At 32.0% G+C, this 18,145-nt stretch carries 18 protein-coding genes; 7 read left to right on the top strand and 11 right to left on the bottom strand.

Going from position 1 to position 18,145, the window contains the following annotated elements:
- Positions 1–63: 63 nt before the first annotated feature.
- The 6 genes from H3T80_RS02780 to sbcB all read right to left on the bottom strand — a co-directional run bounded on the left by H3T80_RS02780 (position 64) and on the right by sbcB (position 5,171).
- A complete protein-coding gene (locus H3T80_RS02780) occupies positions 64–798 on the bottom strand; it encodes a transporter substrate-binding domain-containing protein (protein WP_086360009.1) in 735 nt (244 codons plus the stop codon).
- Between the two features lie 29 nt (positions 799–827).
- A complete protein-coding gene (gene artP / locus H3T80_RS02785) occupies positions 828–1,556 on the bottom strand; it encodes an arginine ABC transporter ATP-binding protein ArtP (RefSeq protein ID WP_086360008.1) in 729 nt (242 codons plus the stop codon).
- Positions 1,557–1,852: 296 nt separating this feature from the next.
- Positions 1,853–2,500, bottom strand: coding sequence for a vancomycin high temperature exclusion protein (locus H3T80_RS02790; RefSeq protein WP_110447880.1), 648 nt, complete (start codon positions 2,498–2,500; stop codon positions 1,853–1,855).
- Between the two features lies 1 nt (position 2,501).
- Positions 2,502–3,191 carry a CidB/LrgB family autolysis modulator gene (locus H3T80_RS02795; RefSeq protein WP_110447879.1) on the bottom strand — a complete coding sequence of 230 codons (690 nt, stop codon included), beginning with the start codon at positions 3,189–3,191 and terminating at the stop codon, positions 2,502–2,504.
- Positions 3,188–3,631: a CidA/LrgA family protein gene (locus tag H3T80_RS02800; RefSeq protein WP_110447878.1), complete on the bottom strand. Its 444-nt coding sequence runs from the start codon at positions 3,629–3,631 to the stop codon at positions 3,188–3,190. Before H3T80_RS02800 ends, H3T80_RS02795 begins: the two co-directional genes overlap by 4 nt.
- A 106-nt stretch (positions 3,632–3,737) precedes the next feature.
- Positions 3,738–5,171 carry an exodeoxyribonuclease I gene (gene sbcB, locus H3T80_RS02805; RefSeq protein ID WP_198199859.1) on the bottom strand — a complete coding sequence of 478 codons (1,434 nt, stop codon included), beginning with the start codon at positions 5,169–5,171 and terminating at the stop codon, positions 3,738–3,740.
- A gap of 420 nt (positions 5,172–5,591) precedes the next feature.
- Here sbcB and H3T80_RS02810 point away from each other — a divergent pair, with 420 nt between their 5' ends.
- The 3 genes from H3T80_RS02810 to H3T80_RS02820 all read left to right on the top strand — a co-directional run bounded on the left by H3T80_RS02810 (position 5,592) and on the right by H3T80_RS02820 (position 7,779).
- The gene (locus H3T80_RS02810; RefSeq protein WP_110447876.1) at positions 5,592–5,984 is read left to right on the top strand and encodes a hypothetical protein; all 393 of its coding nucleotides are present in this window, start codon (positions 5,592–5,594) and stop codon (positions 5,982–5,984) included.
- 548 nt (positions 5,985–6,532) lie between these two features.
- The gene (locus H3T80_RS02815; protein WP_198199861.1) at positions 6,533–7,393 is read left to right on the top strand and encodes an endonuclease; all 861 of its coding nucleotides are present in this window, start codon (positions 6,533–6,535) and stop codon (positions 7,391–7,393) included.
- Positions 7,393–7,779 carry a hypothetical protein gene (locus H3T80_RS02820; RefSeq protein ID WP_198199863.1) on the top strand — a complete coding sequence of 129 codons (387 nt, stop codon included), beginning with the start codon at positions 7,393–7,395 and terminating at the stop codon, positions 7,777–7,779. Before H3T80_RS02815 ends, H3T80_RS02820 begins: the two co-directional genes overlap by 1 nt.
- Before the next feature lie 308 nt (positions 7,780–8,087).
- Here H3T80_RS02820 and H3T80_RS02825 read toward each other — a convergent pair whose 3' ends face one another.
- From H3T80_RS02825 to H3T80_RS02835, 3 genes are all read right to left on the bottom strand, one after another.
- Positions 8,088–9,149: an alpha/beta fold hydrolase gene (locus tag H3T80_RS02825; protein WP_198199865.1), complete on the bottom strand. Its 1,062-nt coding sequence runs from the start codon at positions 9,147–9,149 to the stop codon at positions 8,088–8,090.
- Positions 9,150–9,378: 229 nt separating this feature from the next.
- Entirely contained in the window at positions 9,379–9,885 is a 507-nt protein-coding gene (locus H3T80_RS02830; RefSeq protein ID WP_110447872.1) for an SCP2 domain-containing protein, read from the bottom strand.
- Positions 9,886–11,514: a Na+/H+ antiporter gene (locus tag H3T80_RS02835; RefSeq protein WP_198192049.1), complete on the bottom strand. Its 1,629-nt coding sequence runs from the start codon at positions 11,512–11,514 to the stop codon at positions 9,886–9,888.
- A 150-nt stretch (positions 11,515–11,664) separates the two neighbouring features.
- Between H3T80_RS02835 and recO the strand changes: the two genes are divergently transcribed.
- Entirely contained in the window at positions 11,665–12,357 is a 693-nt protein-coding gene (gene recO, locus H3T80_RS02840; RefSeq protein WP_198199867.1) for a DNA repair protein RecO, read from the top strand.
- Positions 12,358–12,429: 72 nt separating this feature from the next.
- Here recO and H3T80_RS02845 read toward each other — a convergent pair whose 3' ends face one another.
- On the bottom strand, positions 12,430–13,155 hold the full coding sequence (locus H3T80_RS02845) for a hypothetical protein (protein ID WP_198199868.1): 726 nt from the start codon (positions 13,153–13,155) through the stop codon (positions 12,430–12,432).
- A gap of 119 nt (positions 13,156–13,274) precedes the next feature.
- Complete coding sequence (locus H3T80_RS02850; RefSeq protein ID WP_181414663.1) at positions 13,275–14,369, bottom strand: GntR family transcriptional regulator; 1,095 nt, start codon at positions 14,367–14,369, stop codon at positions 13,275–13,277.
- A gap of 252 nt (positions 14,370–14,621) precedes the next feature.
- Between H3T80_RS02850 and H3T80_RS02855 the strand changes: the two genes are divergently transcribed.
- From H3T80_RS02855 to H3T80_RS02865, 3 genes are read left to right on the top strand one after another with little or no spacing between them, the layout of a single operon-like run.
- A complete protein-coding gene (locus tag H3T80_RS02855; protein WP_198199869.1) occupies positions 14,622–15,566 on the top strand; it encodes a sugar ABC transporter substrate-binding protein in 945 nt (314 codons plus the stop codon).
- A 52-nt stretch (positions 15,567–15,618) separates the two neighbouring features.
- Positions 15,619–17,109 carry a sugar ABC transporter ATP-binding protein gene (locus H3T80_RS02860; RefSeq protein WP_198199875.1) on the top strand — a complete coding sequence of 497 codons (1,491 nt, stop codon included), beginning with the start codon at positions 15,619–15,621 and terminating at the stop codon, positions 17,107–17,109.
- Between the two features lie 34 nt (positions 17,110–17,143).
- Entirely contained in the window at positions 17,144–18,127 is a 984-nt protein-coding gene (locus tag H3T80_RS02865) for an ABC transporter permease (protein ID WP_370548254.1), read from the top strand.
- Positions 18,128–18,145: the final 18 nt, after the last annotated feature.

Genomic DNA, 18,145 nt, shown 5'->3' on the forward strand with positions numbered 1-18,145 from the left:
AAAAAATAAACTCGCCGCAGAGTATGCGGCGAGATCTCAAAATACAGATTTTAGTAAATAATATTATTTACTAAACCATTTTTTATAGATAATATCTAATTCACCATTTGCTTTTAATTTATCAATTGCTTGGTTGAATTGTTCAAGTAATTGATCATTTCCTTGACGTAAAGCGATACCTAATCCTTCACCAAAGAATTCATGATCGGTAATTTTATCACCTAAAGCAACAATGTCAGCATCCTTACCTAACCATTCTCCAGCAACAAATGAGCTTGAGACAATGGCATCAATACGTTTTGCTTTTAAATCTAGAAACGCAAATTGATAGCTGTCATAACTGACTGCTTTAACATCAGGGTACTTTTCATTTAAGTATTTTGAATAAGTCGTACCTTTCTGGATGCCAACTTTTTTACCTTTCAATTGATCAAGACTGGTTAAAGAGTCTTTTAAAGTAATGAATTGGATTGAGCTGTCGTCGTAGTAGATTTTAGTAAATGCAACTTGTTTTTGACGCTCTGGAGTAACATCAATACCTGCAATTGCTGCATCAATTCGGCGAGTTTTAAGGCTAGGAATTAAACCATCGAATGATTGGTTAACAATTTTGCAAGATACTTTCATTTCTTCACAAAGTTTATTCATAACATCTATATCGAAACCAACAATTTCATTTTTATCGTTAGTAAATTCGAATGGCGCATAAGTTGCTTCGGTACCAATAGTTAATGTTTCTGCTGCTTGAGCTGCAAAAGCAGATCCAGCAAATAAAATCGCTAATAATGTTTTTTTCATATTTCCACCCAATCTGGTTTTAATTAATGTTAGTGTGATAGATAAGCTTTAAACTCTTCGGTTTTTGGATGAGCAAAACACTCAAGTTGTCCCTGCTCAATAATCTTACCTTGTTCCATGTAAATCACTTGTGAAGCAACTTTACGCGCAAAATCGACTTCATGAGTAACAATAATTTGTGTAATTCCGGTTTGTGACAGTTCATTAATAATCTCAGCAATTTGTGATGTAATTGCTGGATCTAATGCCGCTGTTGGTTCATCAAATAACAAAATTTTCGGTTCCATCATTAATGCTCTGGCAATAGCAACACGTTGCTGTTGACCACCAGAAAGATGGAGAGGGTATCGATGCGCCATTTCATCAATTTGTAGACGAGCTAAAATTGACATTGCTTTATCACTAGCTTCTTTTTTCGATAATTTTAATACTTGGCATGGTGCTTCAATTAAATTTTCCAAAACAGTTAAATGTGGCCATAGGTTGTAATTTTGAAAAACCATGCCAACATTTTTGCGTAATGTTCGAATAGTGGATTCACTTATCTTTTGCGAAAAATCGAAATGTGAATCGGCAATCGTCATTTCACCTGATGTGGGAATTTCAAGTAAATTAAATACTTTCAACAAAGAACTTTTGCCTGCACCACTTTGACCAAGTAAAACAATTGTTTCACCCAAAGGGTAACATAACGAGACGTCATTCAATGCCTGATGAGTACCATAAAAACAGTTAATATGGCTTAATTCAATATTCATTAGTATTAGATAAATTATTTAAATTTTAATTGACTAAATATTACTTTTTTTTGCATAAAAATGCAATCTAAATTATTAGACAATCAATTTTATGATAGATTGTTAGCCAAAAAATATTAGTTTTAAATTTTTACTGCTTAGTTTCATATTCAATCACAGCGTTATAATTAAAAATATCTACTAGGCTGATATATTATGGTAGGAAAAGGCGACATTCAGTAATAGCTTAACCAATTCGCATCAATTAATAACTTAAAAAACCCCTTTCCTCAAAATTTTATAGGTTTTAATCAAACTTAATCATTATTACTTATGATAGGGATAATAGGTCCAAGATATTTAGGTTTTTTATTCATTATATACAAATCAATAAAAGCACTAACACGAGCGAACATCTCGCGGATACGAACTAACTTCATACTCTTTGGGGCTGGAACGGCAAAACACTGTGCTTGAATATCTTGCGCAAGAGCAATAAAAATAGCACGTTCGCAATGGAACTCTTGCGTAATTATAGTAAAATCATCAGCATTAAAAACTTTATTAGCCCGAACAACTGAATCGAAGGTTCTAAAACCAGCATAATCTAATACAATTGATTCTCTAGGAATACCTGCTTTAATCAAATCTTTTTGCATTGTGATTGGTTCATTATAATTTAAATGCGCATTATCACCACTGACTAATAAATAATCGACTTTTCCTTGCCAATATAGATCAATAGCGCCATCGATGCGATTGCGATAAAAGCCGTTTATACCACCACCTTTTACATATTTAGATGTACCTAATACTACACCAATTGTTCGATAGGGAAGTTTATTTTCATCATGATAAATGTAGGGGGCCGTTTTATAGCTTATCCAATAGTCAAGACTGAGTATTACCGTTATTAAAAACAATAGGAAGGTAATTAAATAAGTTATTAACTTTTTTAATATCATGCTAAAACCAATTTAAAATAAATACCATTATTGGAAATAAAAATGGTGCTGTCAATGAAGTCATAATACCACATAGTACCAGTGATAAAGAGCTATAAGCTCCTTCATTATAATCTACTTCAATACAGCGAGCTGTACCAACAGCGTGTGATACAGCACCGATTGATAAACCTCTGGCAGAGGCTGTTTTGATTTTAGCCCAATTTAGCAATTGATGAGCAAAAATTCCTCCTAAAGTGCCAACAAGTATTACACATAATGCGGCAATAGATGGAACACCACCTTGATTTTCTGCGATAGTTACCGCTATGGCAGTGGTAACTGATTTAGGCAGTACCGAGGCTGCAATTTCATTACTACCTCCTAACCAAAATGCAATACAAACACCTGTCACCATAGAAGCAATTGAAGCGGTAAAGGTGATTATCATGATGGATTTCCAACGGGCTTTTATTTGTGGGATTAATTCATACAAAGGGTAAGCCAAAGCAACAACTGAATAAGGGAGTAAGTCATTAATAATTTTGACGTTTTTTACATATTCAATATAACTAGTCTGTGTAATTAATAAAATAGGAATTAAAACAATAACCGAAATCACTAATGGATTAAATAGTGGATTTTTGATTTTAAAGGAAATTTTACGAATCACAAGAAAAACTAAAACAGTTAATGGTAACATCCATATCATGATTGTTTCCCCTTATTATCAGACGATTTTACCGCGGGTTTATGCAAATGCTCTGTAAGATATCCGGTTAAAAATAAGACAATAATTGAACCGCCAACACTGGCAAAAATAATCGGTACCCAATTAGCTAAAAGTAGTGAATAATTATCCATGATCCCCATTGCAGCAGGAATAAATAGCACAGTCATATAGCGCATAAAAAGATTGCAACTGTTTTTGATCCAACGCGTTGGTATAAGTTGAAATGCTAATAAAAAAAACAAGATTAATAGACCAATAATACTACCAGGGATCATGATTGGTAAGATTGCCGAAACAATATTACCAGCCCATAAACAGAGGGTTAAAATAATTAAGCCCCGACCATAACTAAATAGTGTGTAATATAAAGAATAAAGTCGATGCTTAATTGTTGCATGTTTGGCTAAAAAATGTTTCATAGTTTATATACTAATTGTCTTAAAATTAAATATTGACGGTATGTCCGTCGTTTAGAAAGGGCGGAGAACTAAAATCAGAAACATATAATACGCCCCTGTAATTCAATTATCCAACTAAATAATGACAATATTGGTAAAGTTGCTTTAATAAAGTGAGCTTTTCCGGTTTCTGTATATAAATTTCGGCTAGTTGTTCAAGTGATTGTAAATAATTTTGTATCTCAATGGTATTGAGTTTATCTCGACAGTGATCTTGCCAAATGCGTTGTTCTTGTTCGGTTAATGCTTGCGGATAATTTCTCGCTTTGTAGCGAAAGAATAATGTGGTTAATCGTGGATCATCGAAAGTGATTGATAAAGTTTCTAATAAATGAACTGGCGTGGTTCTTATAGTTTCACAACGTAATAGATCTTGACCATTTAAAAATCCACTATAAATTTGTGCATCAACATCACTGTTAACTGGATAATCATTATTGATACTAAATAGCTCACGCATTTTATCCTGTAATTTATTTTGGTTTTGTAGTAGTTTTTGTTGATTAATTAAACATTGTTGTTTATCTAAATTAAAACGCTTTGCGTTATCAGCTAATAATGTGCTTAATGGCGCAATAATTGGACATTTATTTATATGAATCAGTTTTAATGGAATACGCTGTTCGTCTAACTCAAGATCGGCTGTTTTGGTGTAAAGTTTTTCCTGAATAGTCTCGACTGGTAAATCAATAATTGAATCAATATCTCCAGTTAGATCACAGACTATAACTGCATTATTTTGCGTTGGATGCCATGCAATAGGGCAGACTAATGACATATTGCCTCTATGACTACCTAACATTCCAGATATATGAACAATAGGTGTCATATTTACAACGTCAATAAGCTCGGCAACTCTGTTTTTGTTACGTAATGTATAGAAATAATTGAATAACTTTGGTTGGGCTTGTTTGATAAGTTTTGCCATAGCTATAGTTGCATAAACATCTGACATTGCATCATGGGCATGCTCGTGGGCTATATTATTTGCTTTAGTTAAATCTTCTAAACGAAAACTCGGTAAACCAGCATCATTAGTTGGCCAGTTAATACCTTCGGGTCTTAATGCATAACATGCTCTAACGACATCAAGCAGATCCCACCGTGAATTACCATTACGCCAACTATAAGAGTAAGGATCATAAAAATTACGATATAAAATATTGCGAGTCACTTCATCATCAAAACGAATGTTGTTATAACCTAAGATGCAAGTATTCGGTCGACTAAATTCTTGATGAATTAGTTTGCTGAATTCAGCTTCACATAACCCATTTTGATTTGCTTTTTGTGGTGTGATGCCGGTAATAAGTACAGCTTCAGGATTGGGTAAATAATCTTGCGCAATTTGGCTATAAATGACTAATGGTTTTTCAATAATATTAAAATCGCTATCTGTTCGAATGCCGGCAAATTGTGCTGGACGATCTAAAGCGGGGTTGATACCAAAAGTTTCGTAATCATGGAAGTAAAAAGTAGGCTGTATTTGATCGTTTTTCATTCCGTTATTTTGCTCTTAAGTTTTCATTTTAATTTCAATTGATTATATCATTATTTAGCTAATCTTATTTATGAACATTACAATGATGTAAGAATAGATAAATTCCAATAGTTAATCTTTAAACTGACTTTAGTGTGAACGATAAAAATTTATTTTAATTAACTTTATTTATAATAATATTCAAAACAAAGGTTTTGTGATAATTTTATTAGAATAATTAATTTGTTACCCTGTCACAAATATAATGTTTTAATCATTACTAATCGAAAGATTGATAGGTTAATAAATAGCTAATGTGCTTTTTATCTTATTTTATATAATATTTGTTGTTATTAACTAATCATCTAAATTTATTTTATTTGTATTAGTATTGAACAAAGAGTTTAGAATCGTAAAAACAGTTAATTTGGATGAATAATTATGTTATTAGTTTATCTTCGAGATGATGTAGTGATTGATGGAAATATAAAATTATTTCATTTTATTTTTACCGAAATTAAAGTATCAGATGATGTTGTTAGTATCGAGTTTGTTCCTGATCTTATTGAAAAAAATGAACAAACTTCAGATATTGATAAGCGAAATAAAGGTATAGCTCACTACTTTGGTTTTTATTTCGAAGAAGATGATGATAAGGAATTAATACATACTTATTTTGATTCAGCTATAGAAGCACATGTTGATAGAAGTTTTTATGATATATTTATACGTTTAAGACCGTTTATGATTGAGCACTATAAAGGAAATGATGTTAATCTTGTTGATTTAGCTGAAGATGGATTTAATATAAAAATAACACATATCAAAAAATAGATTTATCATTATTTTATATAAAAATTGTATGAAAACTAAAAGCTAAGGACGACAGCAAGAACAACGTTCGATATTGAATTATCAGGAAAGCCTTTTATAAGGTTTTTTATTGTCTTTAAAGAAATTATTCGCTTCTACCGACTTGGTCGGCTCCTGACATATTAATATCAATAGCAGTTTGTTTGATCACCGCTATTTTATCGATACTTAATTTAAATCTTTTATTTTTATACTACAATTTTCGCTACTATGTAGATTTATTTCAGCTCTAATTAAAACCAATTAAACTATCTTGATTTTTTAGTTAAATTATTGTTATAATTAAATTAAATTTATAAAAAAACAACCTTTTGGCTATATTGTAAGCTATCAAGCTTACTATTAGTAGCAGTAGTAGCAGAATTAAAATAACTATTTCACTGTAATTCTTCTTAAGTCGTTATCTAAAAAATAGTGTGATGTTATCAGCCATCTTGTTGATGATTATGCTTTTGAGCTAGCTTACATGGAATGTAAATAATTTATTATTTTAACATTGGTATTTTGAAATGGATTTCGCAAAAAAAATTAGTCTAGCTTTAGCTATTTGTTTCGTTTTGACCGCAAATTGTTATGCTAAAAACTGTAAAAAGGGTATACCTTGTGGTAACTCATGTATATCAGCCAACAAAACATGTAGGATTGATTCTTATCCTGTTTCTGGTAAATCGCAACCAAAATTTGCTTCAGATTCAACTTCAACTTCTGCTGAAGTTGAATCTTCAATAGTTGCAATTAGTAAGCAAAATTTTAACACCGCCAAAACTCATTTAGTTAAAATCTATAAAGAAAACCCTGAGCAAACAACATTTTATTGCGGATGTAACTTTTCATTTGACGGTAAAAAAGGTTCTATAGATTTTAGTCAATGTGGTTATAAACCAAGAAAAAATGAACAAAGAGCATCTCGTATCGAATGGGAGCATGTTATGCCTGCTGAAAATTTTGGTCGTCATTTGCAATGTTGGCAAGAAGGGGGGCGTAAAGGGTGTAAGCAGGATACTATATTTAATGCAATGGAAGGTGATTTGCATAATTTACAACCAGCTATTGGTGAGGTGAATGGTGACCGATCTAATTATAGATATTCACAATTTACCAAAGAATTTAATCAATATGGCCAATGTCAATCTGCAGTTGATTTTAAAGCACGAGTTTTTCAACCTAGACAACAAATTCGAGGCGTAATAGCACGAACATATTTCTACATGCAGAATAAATACAATATAAATTTATCTGATTCTGATAATAAGTTGATGCTAGCGTGGAATGAGATGTATCCACCTAAACAATGGGAATGTGATAGAAATCGACAAATAGAAAAAATTCAGGGTAATGACAACAAGTTTATTAGTGAACAGTGTAAATAATGAAAACAAAAATTATCTTAGTTTTGGTCTTTTTTATTACAGTTATACAAAATGCTTATGGTGCTGCTCATTATAGAACATATGTTCCTCGGGTTCGTACCTATTCTTTTCATACTTTCCATTCTAGTAGAGGAACGGGCAACGAAACACCGTTAGATAATATTTTTTTAAGTATTTTTATCATTTTCTTTCTTGGTATATTTTTACTATCAGCAATATCGGTAATTCAAGAGTGTAAAGAAGCTAAAGATAAATTATTAGCAGAAGAGAAAGAAAAGCGTAATGAACTTGAGCGAATAAAATTAGAGGAAGCTAGAGCAATTAAAAAAGCGATGGCTCCTAAAGTCGAAGTGTATAAACTTAAGAAATATAGAAAAAAAAGATAAAATGTCTTGATTACTATTGATGTTTTAAGGTCATTATTAGCTAATAAATCGCTATATGCTTTTATTCGACATTATGTCTGATAACTGTTACTTGAATAAAATCACTTTATATTTTATTTTAAATTATCTGTAGCAAAAGGTATTGTTTGATCTTTCAATAAGACTTATTTGATGTAGTTAAAACATGATGAAATTTATATTGTTACTTTATTATGTTTGTTTTTGAAAAGTTATATTATCTTTGCATTACTAATCAGAATATTAAAAGTGAATATAGGGATATATTCACCTTTAATCGTTGTTTTAATTTAGTAATAGGTTTCAATTTCTTTTAAAAATATTTTTAATTCCTCAATCCAAAAGTTTGCATTCATCGTTGTACTATGGCCACTTGTTTTGTTACTGGCAGGAATGAGATAATATTTTGCTGCTACAATATCTTTTAACGCTTTCTGCATCACTCCTGTATTTGGAGGATTTCTTTCATCATCTTCTGAATTAATGACTAAAATAAAAGCTTTTATCTTAGTTAAATCTTGAGTTGGATCAAAGTTTCTTGCCGCATCCCATTGATATAAAAAGTCATTAGCATCCATGCTAACACGTTCTTTTAACTTGTCTGATAATATTTCTTCTGTTTTTGCCGTATTATAGGCTTTATTTTGCCAAGCAATATCGCCACCATTAGTTGCTATGTCATAATAATGATAAACAGTTTGAAATTTTTCTGGTTGTTTAGTATAAAAACCATTGTTCCAATCAGGATCTTCTTTAATTGAATTGATAAGCATTTTTCTCATAATCCAATTTCGACTAGACATTGGGACAGGGGTTGCTGCCATTGGAATTGCAGCTGTCATATAGTCAGGATATTTAGTTATCCATAACCAGGTGTTCATGCCTCCCATTGAGTTACCAATAATAAGTTCAAGGTGATTTATGCCTAATCCATTTTTCAATAGTTGGTATTGAGCATTAACCATGTCACCATAATCATAATGAGGAAAATTTCCTTTTAGTTCATCAGAAGGTTTTGATGATTTTCCCGTACCAATTGCATCAGGTAATATAATAAAATATTTTTCAGCGTCTAACGGTTTTCCTTTATCAAATAATGCATGCCCGAAATTATCATTAAGCATAGAATTACCATCACCAGTTGTACCATGTAAAATTAAAACTGGTTTGCCCTTAGGATTTCCAAGTGTGACATAATGAATTTTTAAATTTTTGACCGTATTACCATCATTAAATCGAAAGTTTTTAATAATATAATCACCTTCATTTCTATTGTAAAAATCAGTACAAAACCCTTGCGGAACAATGATAAAGGAAATAAAAAATAATAGTGCTTTTGTGATATTATTCATAATTGGTTCTCTCCATTATACTTATGCAAAGCTAACATTGTTTTAACGGTAAGAGATGGGGCAGGTAGATAATAATTAACGAAGTATTGATCCATCGTTAATATGCATATTAATTTAATCAATACTAATTTTTCAATAAAAAAATGATTACTATTTACTCAAAATAATTAATATCTAAATAATATCAGTTAATAAAAAAGGGAATTTATTATTCCCTTTTTAGTGTGATTCAGTTTTTAGGTGCACTTTCAATAATATCTGCTAATTTTTCCAGTGTTATTCTCAAAAACTTTGGCATAGCTTCTATTTCAATTGAATCCATTAGGTTTTTTACATAAAGACCTAATTCTGTATCACCTTCAACAATTAGTCGACGTTGGAAAAATAGTGTGTCAGGATCTTGTCTTCTAGTCGCAATCATAATCAAATCGTTAGCATTACCAATGAAACTAACATCAGGAATTTCTTCACGACTCACAACTAGTTTGTTATCAATTAAACTCACAAACCAAACTAATTGCAGATCTGTTACTTGTATTTTAAGCCAACGATTTTCTAAAAAGTCGAGATCACCATCATCAAGCGAATTTTTGAACTGTAATTGCAACAATTGTTCAATCGTTCGTTTTTTCAAATCGAAAGGTATACAGCGTAAAGTTAAACCTAACACTTGTGGTGCTTTATCGACAAATTGAGAATGAATTTTGCCAAGTAATTGGTGTTTATTGCCAATCATTTATGCATCTCCAGAAATCATCTTCTCATAAATATCTAAATCAGTGTTCAGATGTTCATATGTTTCTTCACTTACTTCATTGCGAATTTTCATTTGAAGTAATGCTGTACGTTCAGCTCCAATCGCCACCAAACGCATACGTCTTTCTAGATTTTCAGCCTCAAGTGCTTTTTGTTCTAAATCTTTAAGTCCTGTTCTACGTCTTAATGAACCAATTACCCGCGATCCGACTTCATGAATAATCTCTTGATCTAAACCTTCTTCTGAGGTTTCTTGTAAAAGACTAGTTTGCATTTTTTCTAGGCTAACGATAGCTTCTTCTGCCATTTGTCCTTTAACAGTTAAAATCTCATTATCTTGCTCGGAATTGTCCAAAATAACACTACCACGTAATAGGATAGGTAATATGATTACAGCTGAAATTAATGATACTAATATAATCCCTGCAGCAATAAATACTAATTGGTAACGACCACCGATAGTCATTGGAATTGATAACACACCAGCTAAAGTAATTGCCCCACGGACACCAGCAAAGGTGGAAATCCAAAGATCACGATTAGTATAGGCTCTGAATGCTAATGGGCGTTTTGTGCCGAAAGGCATTGTTGGCATATGTTTCATTGCCCATAACCATGCGAATCGAGTACCCATTAAGACTACGAAAACAAATAAAACAATCAAACATAATTGCCATAGTTCAATTGAAGCATCGGTCTGATTTTCAGTAAAGGTAGTTGATAAGATACTTGGTAATTGAATACCTAATAAAAGGAATACAAAACCATTAAATACGAAGGTTAACATTGACCATGTGCTATCAGATTGTAGGCGAGCAGTTAATGGTGCATTGCGCATCATGCCTGATTGGTTTACTGTCATACCAGCACTAACAGCAGCTAAAATTCCAGAACAATGACATTCTTCTGCTATGATATAAGCCGCAAATGGTAGTAAGAATAGTAATACTATTTGAATAGCGGGATCATTATGAGTTAATTGGTTTATTTTACGTAAGATACGTGCATATAACCAGGTAAATAAAACCCCAACCGCAAGTCCACCAATTGCAACAACGAAAAAAGAAATACTGATTTGTAATAGGTTAAATTGCAAAGCGCCTGCTGCTATTGCGATGGCAAATTTTAATGAAACAAGGCCAGAAGCATCGTTCATTAATGCTTCTCCTTCAATGATTTCCATTTTTTCTTTTTCAATTCTTCCTTTACCAACAATTCCACTAAGAGCAACGGCATCAGTAGGAGATAGTACTGCTGCTAATGCTAAAGCTGCTGGTAATTCAACATTTGGAAGCATCCAATAAAGCAGATATCCTAATGCAATAATAGAAATTACGACTAACACCAGCGCTAGTCCGACAATTTCTCTAAAATTGTAGACAAAATCTTTCACCGAAGTTTTTCGACCATCAGCAAATAGTAAGGGAGGTATGAATAATACGAGAAAGAGTTCTGGATCGAATTTCAAATACACACCCAAAGCAGCTAAAAGACAACCCAATAGTATTTGCATTAACGGCAAAGGAATTTGGATCGGCAACATTTTTATAACAACACCAGAAAGTGATACAATTAAGACCAGAAGTAATATTGTTGAAAATAGTTCCATAGTTACTCTTTTGTTATTATCCTATAATTAACTATTGATTATATCGGATTTTTAACAAAATTTCAGATTAAAATTGCTTAAATCAAACAATTTTTAATCACTCTCGTTTTTTGAATAAAAAACAAGCGTTTTAATTGACGGAAATTATTGATGGAAAACTGGCAAAGAGCATTTGTTCTTCATACACGTACCTATAGCGAAAGTAGCTTATTAGTTGACTTATTTGTTGAGAATGTAGGAAAAGTAACTATCCTAGCTAAAGGGGCTAGACGTAAAAAATCAGTATTGAAGGGAATTTTACAACCTTTTACACCATTGATTGTTCAGTATTCAGGTCAAGGGGAAATTAAGAATTTACGTCAGGTTGAAGCAATATCTCTGACATTACCACTTGTATCAGTTTTTCTATACAGCGCTTTTTATTTAAATGAGCTTTTACATAGAGTCTTATTGGCTGAAACCGAAACTAATACGCTATTTGATGATTATTTGATAAGCCTACAACAATTAGCACAACAAGTACCGGCTGAAAATGTGTTGCGTGCTTTTGAATTGGCATTACTTGAGAATTTAGGCTATCACGTTGACTTTTTTCATTGCAGTGCAACGGGCGATGATATTGTTGAAACCATGTATTATCAATATCAATCAGAAAAAGGTTTTATTAGTAGTTTGCTACAAAATAGTACCAGTTTCACAGGCGAACAAGTCTTAGCTTTGGGTAAAAGAGAGTTTCTAACTATTGATACACTTAAAGCTGCTAAACGTTTTACTCGAATGGCTTTAAAACCTTATGTAGGTACAAAACCTTTTAAGAGTAGAGAGTTATTCTTGAAAATTTAGATTTTTTATTTAACTATTCCACCAATGATTATTGGTGGAATAGTTTATTAATTTTAATTTACTCGATTAAACTTAGTATCTTGGTGGTTTAGCATATTTGCTATTATAACTATCGGCAGGGAAAGCGTTAGAATTCGGTGATTTCTTATATTGATTACCATTTTCCAATTGGAAAATGGCTGTACCAATCACCCCAATATTGTTCGCTGAACCTTCATCAGTATGATTCGCATAAGCTTTAGATGCTTGCGAAAATGTAAATGAGGCAACTTCACGGTCATTTTTTCGAAAACCTTTAATTGATAGCGTACTATACGGTCTTAAAATATAACCATTATTGTTCAATGAACCTGCTTTTCCGTTGATAACATCTAGTCCATCAACAGTTGCTACAATTTCATAAGTATTTCTTGAATAATTGACATAATAAAGTTGATAATTTTTGCCCGCTTCACCAGACATATTGATTTCATCATCCTGTTTAAAAAGCGACCATTTATTATTGTTATCATCAATTATTGACATACCAACATCGCCATTAAGCATAAGTTCTTGAACTTTTTTTCCATGCACAAATGCTTTCTTAGAATAATGAATTACTGCAACGTCTATTGGTGTGTTATTAATACGTGCTAATTTAACTTCTCGAACATGAGATTCGACCCCATCGCCCCATTGCGTTCCAATACCTCTATCATTTGAAGTATTATTTGTATTGATTGCCTGTTGACATCCATTTAAAAATAAACTGATTAAGCCAATCACTAATACATTATATATGTTATAAAATTTATTCATTAAGATTTCCTTTTCTAATTATGTTCAGTAATTATATATATTATTATATATTTGAATATTATATAAATATATAATAATTTTGTAGGCTGTATTTTATCGATTGATTATTGAGTTCTTTATTATGCTCCACTTGATGCACGGATAACTAATTCGCCATTTACGTATATAGTACGAATTGGTAAGGTTGAATTATTTATCCTTTGGATTAAAGTTTCTACTGCAGTCAAAGCTATACTTGCTAACGGTTGTTTATAAGTAGACAGTGGGGTAGATAGATGACCGGCATAATCAGCATCATCAAAGCTAATGGTAAATAATTTTTGTTTTGGATTTATTCTTTGATTCAATGAGATTAATTGCATTGCTGTAAAGTCATTACCACAAACTACATGTTTAATGTTCAATTTTGCTAATTGATTAATTACTTTCTCATCAATTTGTGGTACTTGAATTATCCAATCGTTAATTTTTGTAATTCCTGCATCATATAATGCTTGTTTATAACCAATTGTTCTTAGGGCAACGGTATTAGCTGAATCACTTTTTGATACAAATGCTATTCGAGTATTTTTCTGTTCAATGAAATGATTTGTGACAACGTAACCTGCGGCAATGTTATCAATACTGACTAAGTCAGCTTTACCTCGTGAAGGGAAAACACAATAGTCTCTCTCTAACAATATACAAGGAATATTGTAGAGTGTCAGATAATCCATTATTCTTTTATTTATGATATTCGCGTAAGGGTGAAACTCTAAAGGCGTGAAAAATATTCCGTTAATATTATTTTTTGTATAATTAATGATGACTCTTTCTACGTCATTTAAAATAGATTGTATATCCTGACTTTTGGTCAGCATCCCAGCCCATAAAAGAGAAAACTGATAATTATTGGCTAAACTTGCTATCTCAGAATATAAACTATCAAGAATCATTCTACTTTCATCTTGTTCTAAACGAGGAGCCAATATTCCAAAAATATATTTGCTTACTTGTTGATCTTTAGGTTGTCTAACATAAAACTTACCACCTTGTTTACCTTCAATGTAACCTTCCGTTTTTAATCTTGAAAATACTTTACTTATTGTTGGTCGGGAAGTCTTATATATTGTGCTTAAATTAGATGAAGAGGGAAGGGCACTATTACAATCTAAAATTCCACTTTTGATCTGCAATAATATTTCCTGATAAATCTGCTCACATTTATTTGCCATCATATTACCTATAGAACATTAATTGAATATTCCTAGTATGACATAACCATCAAACTTGATAAATTAAATTTTACAAGTTTTCAAAAAAAGTGACTTTGATATCATAAATAATAAAAAGAAATAGATTAATATTGTTAAGTTTGGTGCAGATAATTAGACTGAATTTACTCAAAATATATTACAAAATATTTTTGGGTTTTAGTTTTTAAGAAAATTATTATTACAAATCATTTGATTATCTGAGGTGGGTTTATGAAAAAATTCATAACATCGTTTTTAACAATTACATTTATTATCTTTACAAGTTGCTTTCAACTTGTAAATGCTGATGAAAAAAAGCCTATTAAATTTGCTTTTATTACTTCAACTTTAAACAATTCATTTTTTACTGCAATATCCGATACATTTTCTGAAATTGCCAAACAAAATGGTGATCAATACATTCTTGTCGATCCTCAATATGATCAAGCTAAACAAATTTCAATGATGGAAGATGTCATTAATCAAAAAGTTGACATTATTTACTTAATCGCTGTTGATTCAGAAGGTATTCGCCAAGGATTATTGGCAGCAAAACAAAAACAGATTCCAGTGGTAGTGATTGATAATCCTATTAGTGATGATGATTTAGTGGTTAGCACTGTGGCTTCAGATAATTTCTTAGCCGGTAAAATTAATGGCGAACAAATGGCTAAAGATTATCCTAATGGTGCCAAAATTGCTGTTATTGATTGTCCTTTTAATCGTGCTAGTGTTCTAAGAGCTGATGGTTTTTATGCCGGATTAGGTGAAAACAGAAGCAAGTTTGATGTAGTATCTCAACAAAATGGCAAATGTGCTTTAGAAGTCACAATGCCAATTGCCGAAGATATTATTCAAGCTCATCCTGATTTACAAGCATTTTTTGCTGTAAATGATCCCTCTGCTTTAGGTGTTGTTGTTGCTTTGAAAGCATCAAATAAACTTAAAAATGTTAAGGTCTATACTGTTGATGGTTCACCTGATGGTAAAAAAGCATTTAGCGATGGTGATATAACGTTAACTGTAGCTCAAGCTCCAATTCAATTAGCTAAAGAAACCTATAAAGTCGGTAAACAGGTTCTAGCTGGAGAAAGCGTTGCTAAAGAAATATTAGTACCAACTTTTCCAATTACCAAAGAAATGATTGATCAATATGGAGTAAAAGTCTGGCAGTAATCATTGACTTTAGTCAAGTTATATCTATTGAAATCAATAAGGTGATATTTATATGGAACAAGTTGCATTACAACTATCTCATATAGAAAAAAAATTTGCAGGTGTCCATGCGTTAAAAGATATGCACTTTAATCTTAAACAATGTGAAGTTCATGGATTGTTGGGCGAAAATGGCGCTGGCAAATCAACCTTAATCAAAATTATTGGCGGCATCTATAAACCAGATGCCGGTGAAATTAAGATTAATGGTAAAACTGAGATAATTAATGGTATTAAAGATGCTCAAGCAAGAGGAATTAATGTTATTCATCAGGAAATTGTCTTAGTTCCTTATATTAGTGTATATGAAAATATTTTCTTAGGTCGTGAACCGAGAACACGCTTAGGCTTTAAAGATCATCGTCAAATGATCGCCAAAGCCAAAATAATGATGGAAAGTATGGGGTTAACGATCGATGTGTTACGGCCCGTACATGAGTTAACCATTGCACAACAACAACTTATCGAAATCGTCAAAGCTATTTCATTTAACGTTCGAATCTTGATCATGGATGAGCCAACATCTTCTTTAACTGATAAAGAAGTTGAACAGCTTTTTATTATGATTAAAAAACTAACCGAACATAACGTTAGTATTATTTATATTTCTCATCGCATGGATGAGTTATTTACTATCACTGACAGAATAACTGTAATTAGAGATGGTAGTTATATAGATACCGTCAATACTAAACAAACCAATATTGATGAATTAGTCAAATTGATGGTTGGGCGTAACTTAAATAATTATTATCAACGTCACTATCAAGAAAATGGAGAACGTTTATTAGAAGTTAAAAATCTTTCGAAAAAAGGAGTATTTAATAACGTTAATTTTCATTTAAAGAAAGGAGAGATTTTAGGTTTTGCCGGTCTTATGGGGGCAGGTAGGAGTGAAATCATGCAAGCAGTTTTTGGAGCAGACCAATATGATAGTGGTGAAATTTATTTTGACAATCAGCTTGTTAAGCTCAAATCGCCACAAGATGCTATTGATATAGGAATAGCCTTAGTTCCAGAAGATAGGAAAAAACAAGGTCTTATTTTAGGTAATAGTATTGCGTTCAATTTAACATTAACAGTATTGAAACAATTTATGCATGGTTGTTTGGTTAATCAACAAAAACAAAAAGATATCATTCAATACTATATTAATAAGCTCAATATAAAAACGCCAGATGCTGACAAAATTGTTGGTCAGCTTAGTGGTGGAAATCAACAAAAAGTTGTAATAGCTAAGTGGCTAGCAACTAAACCGAAAATCATCATTTTAGACGAACCTACTCGAGGAATTGATATTGGTGCTAAAGCCGAAATTTATCAAATTATTGATGAACTTTGCGCAAGTGGCATGGCTATTATTATGATTTCCTCAGAATTACCAGAAATTATCAATATGTGTGATCGTGTTTGTGTTGTTGCGAATGGACAAATTCAAGGTGAATTATCGCAATCAGAATTAACACAGGAAAAAATTATGAAATTAGCAACAGGGAGAGCTTAAAATGGCTAGCCAATCTATGAAACAATCAGATGATATGAGCTATCATCACTCTACAATAACCAATAATATCATTATTAGAAGTTTCAAAAATTTTATTACTAATAATATAGGGATTTTAATTGCGCTTCTATTAATTAGTATCATTTTAAGTTTTGCCAGTCCGGTATTTCTTTCCCAAGAAAATATGCTCTCAGTGTTAAGACAAGTATCCACTAATATGTGTTTAGCCTTAGGTATGACATTAATTATCATATTGGGAGGAATTGATCTATCTGTTGGATCGATAGTCGCTATGGCGGGTACACTCACAGTTGGATTTATTTCAATTGGTGAAATGGGTATTGTTCCAGCTATTCTGTTAGGTTTGTTTATCGGTACTTTATGCGGTGCGGCAAATGGTGTTGCTATTGCTTATACCGGTATTCCACCATTCATCGTTACATTAGCTATGATGATGATTGCCCGTGGCGTAGGTTATATTTATAGTGGCGGCCAATCAATTCGTATTTTTGATGAGAGTTTTACCAGCATAGGTACTGGTTACTTAGGCATGATTCCATATCCAGTTATCTATATGTTGGTATTTATTGTTGTTATGTTGGTAGTTGTTAATCGAACTCGTTTAGGTACCTATATTTATGCTCTCGGAGGTAACCGTGAGGCTGCAAGGTTATCAGGTATAGCCATTAAACGTGTTGAAATCATTGTATATACCATTGCTGGTTTTTTAGCTGCTTTCGCAGGAATAGTGCTTGCAGCAAGAATGTATTCAGGACAACCATCAGTTGCACAAGGTTATGAAATGGATGCCATAGCTGCTTGTGTGCTTGGAGGTATTTCGATGTCAGGTGGAATAGGTCGCATTAGTGGCACTATTTTAGGCGTGATTGTTATCGGCATTATTAATAATGGTTTGAATTTATTAGGTGTTAATTCATTTTGGCAATTAGTTGCAAAAGGCGTAATCATCTTTTTAGCCGTCTATGTCGATATGCTGAAACGCAAGAAAGCAAACTAATTTAGACTAATTTGTTTT

Source organism: Gilliamella sp. W8145 (assembly GCF_016101145.1).
Classification (GTDB): Bacteria; Pseudomonadota; Gammaproteobacteria; order Enterobacterales; family Orbaceae; genus Gilliamella; species Gilliamella apis_A.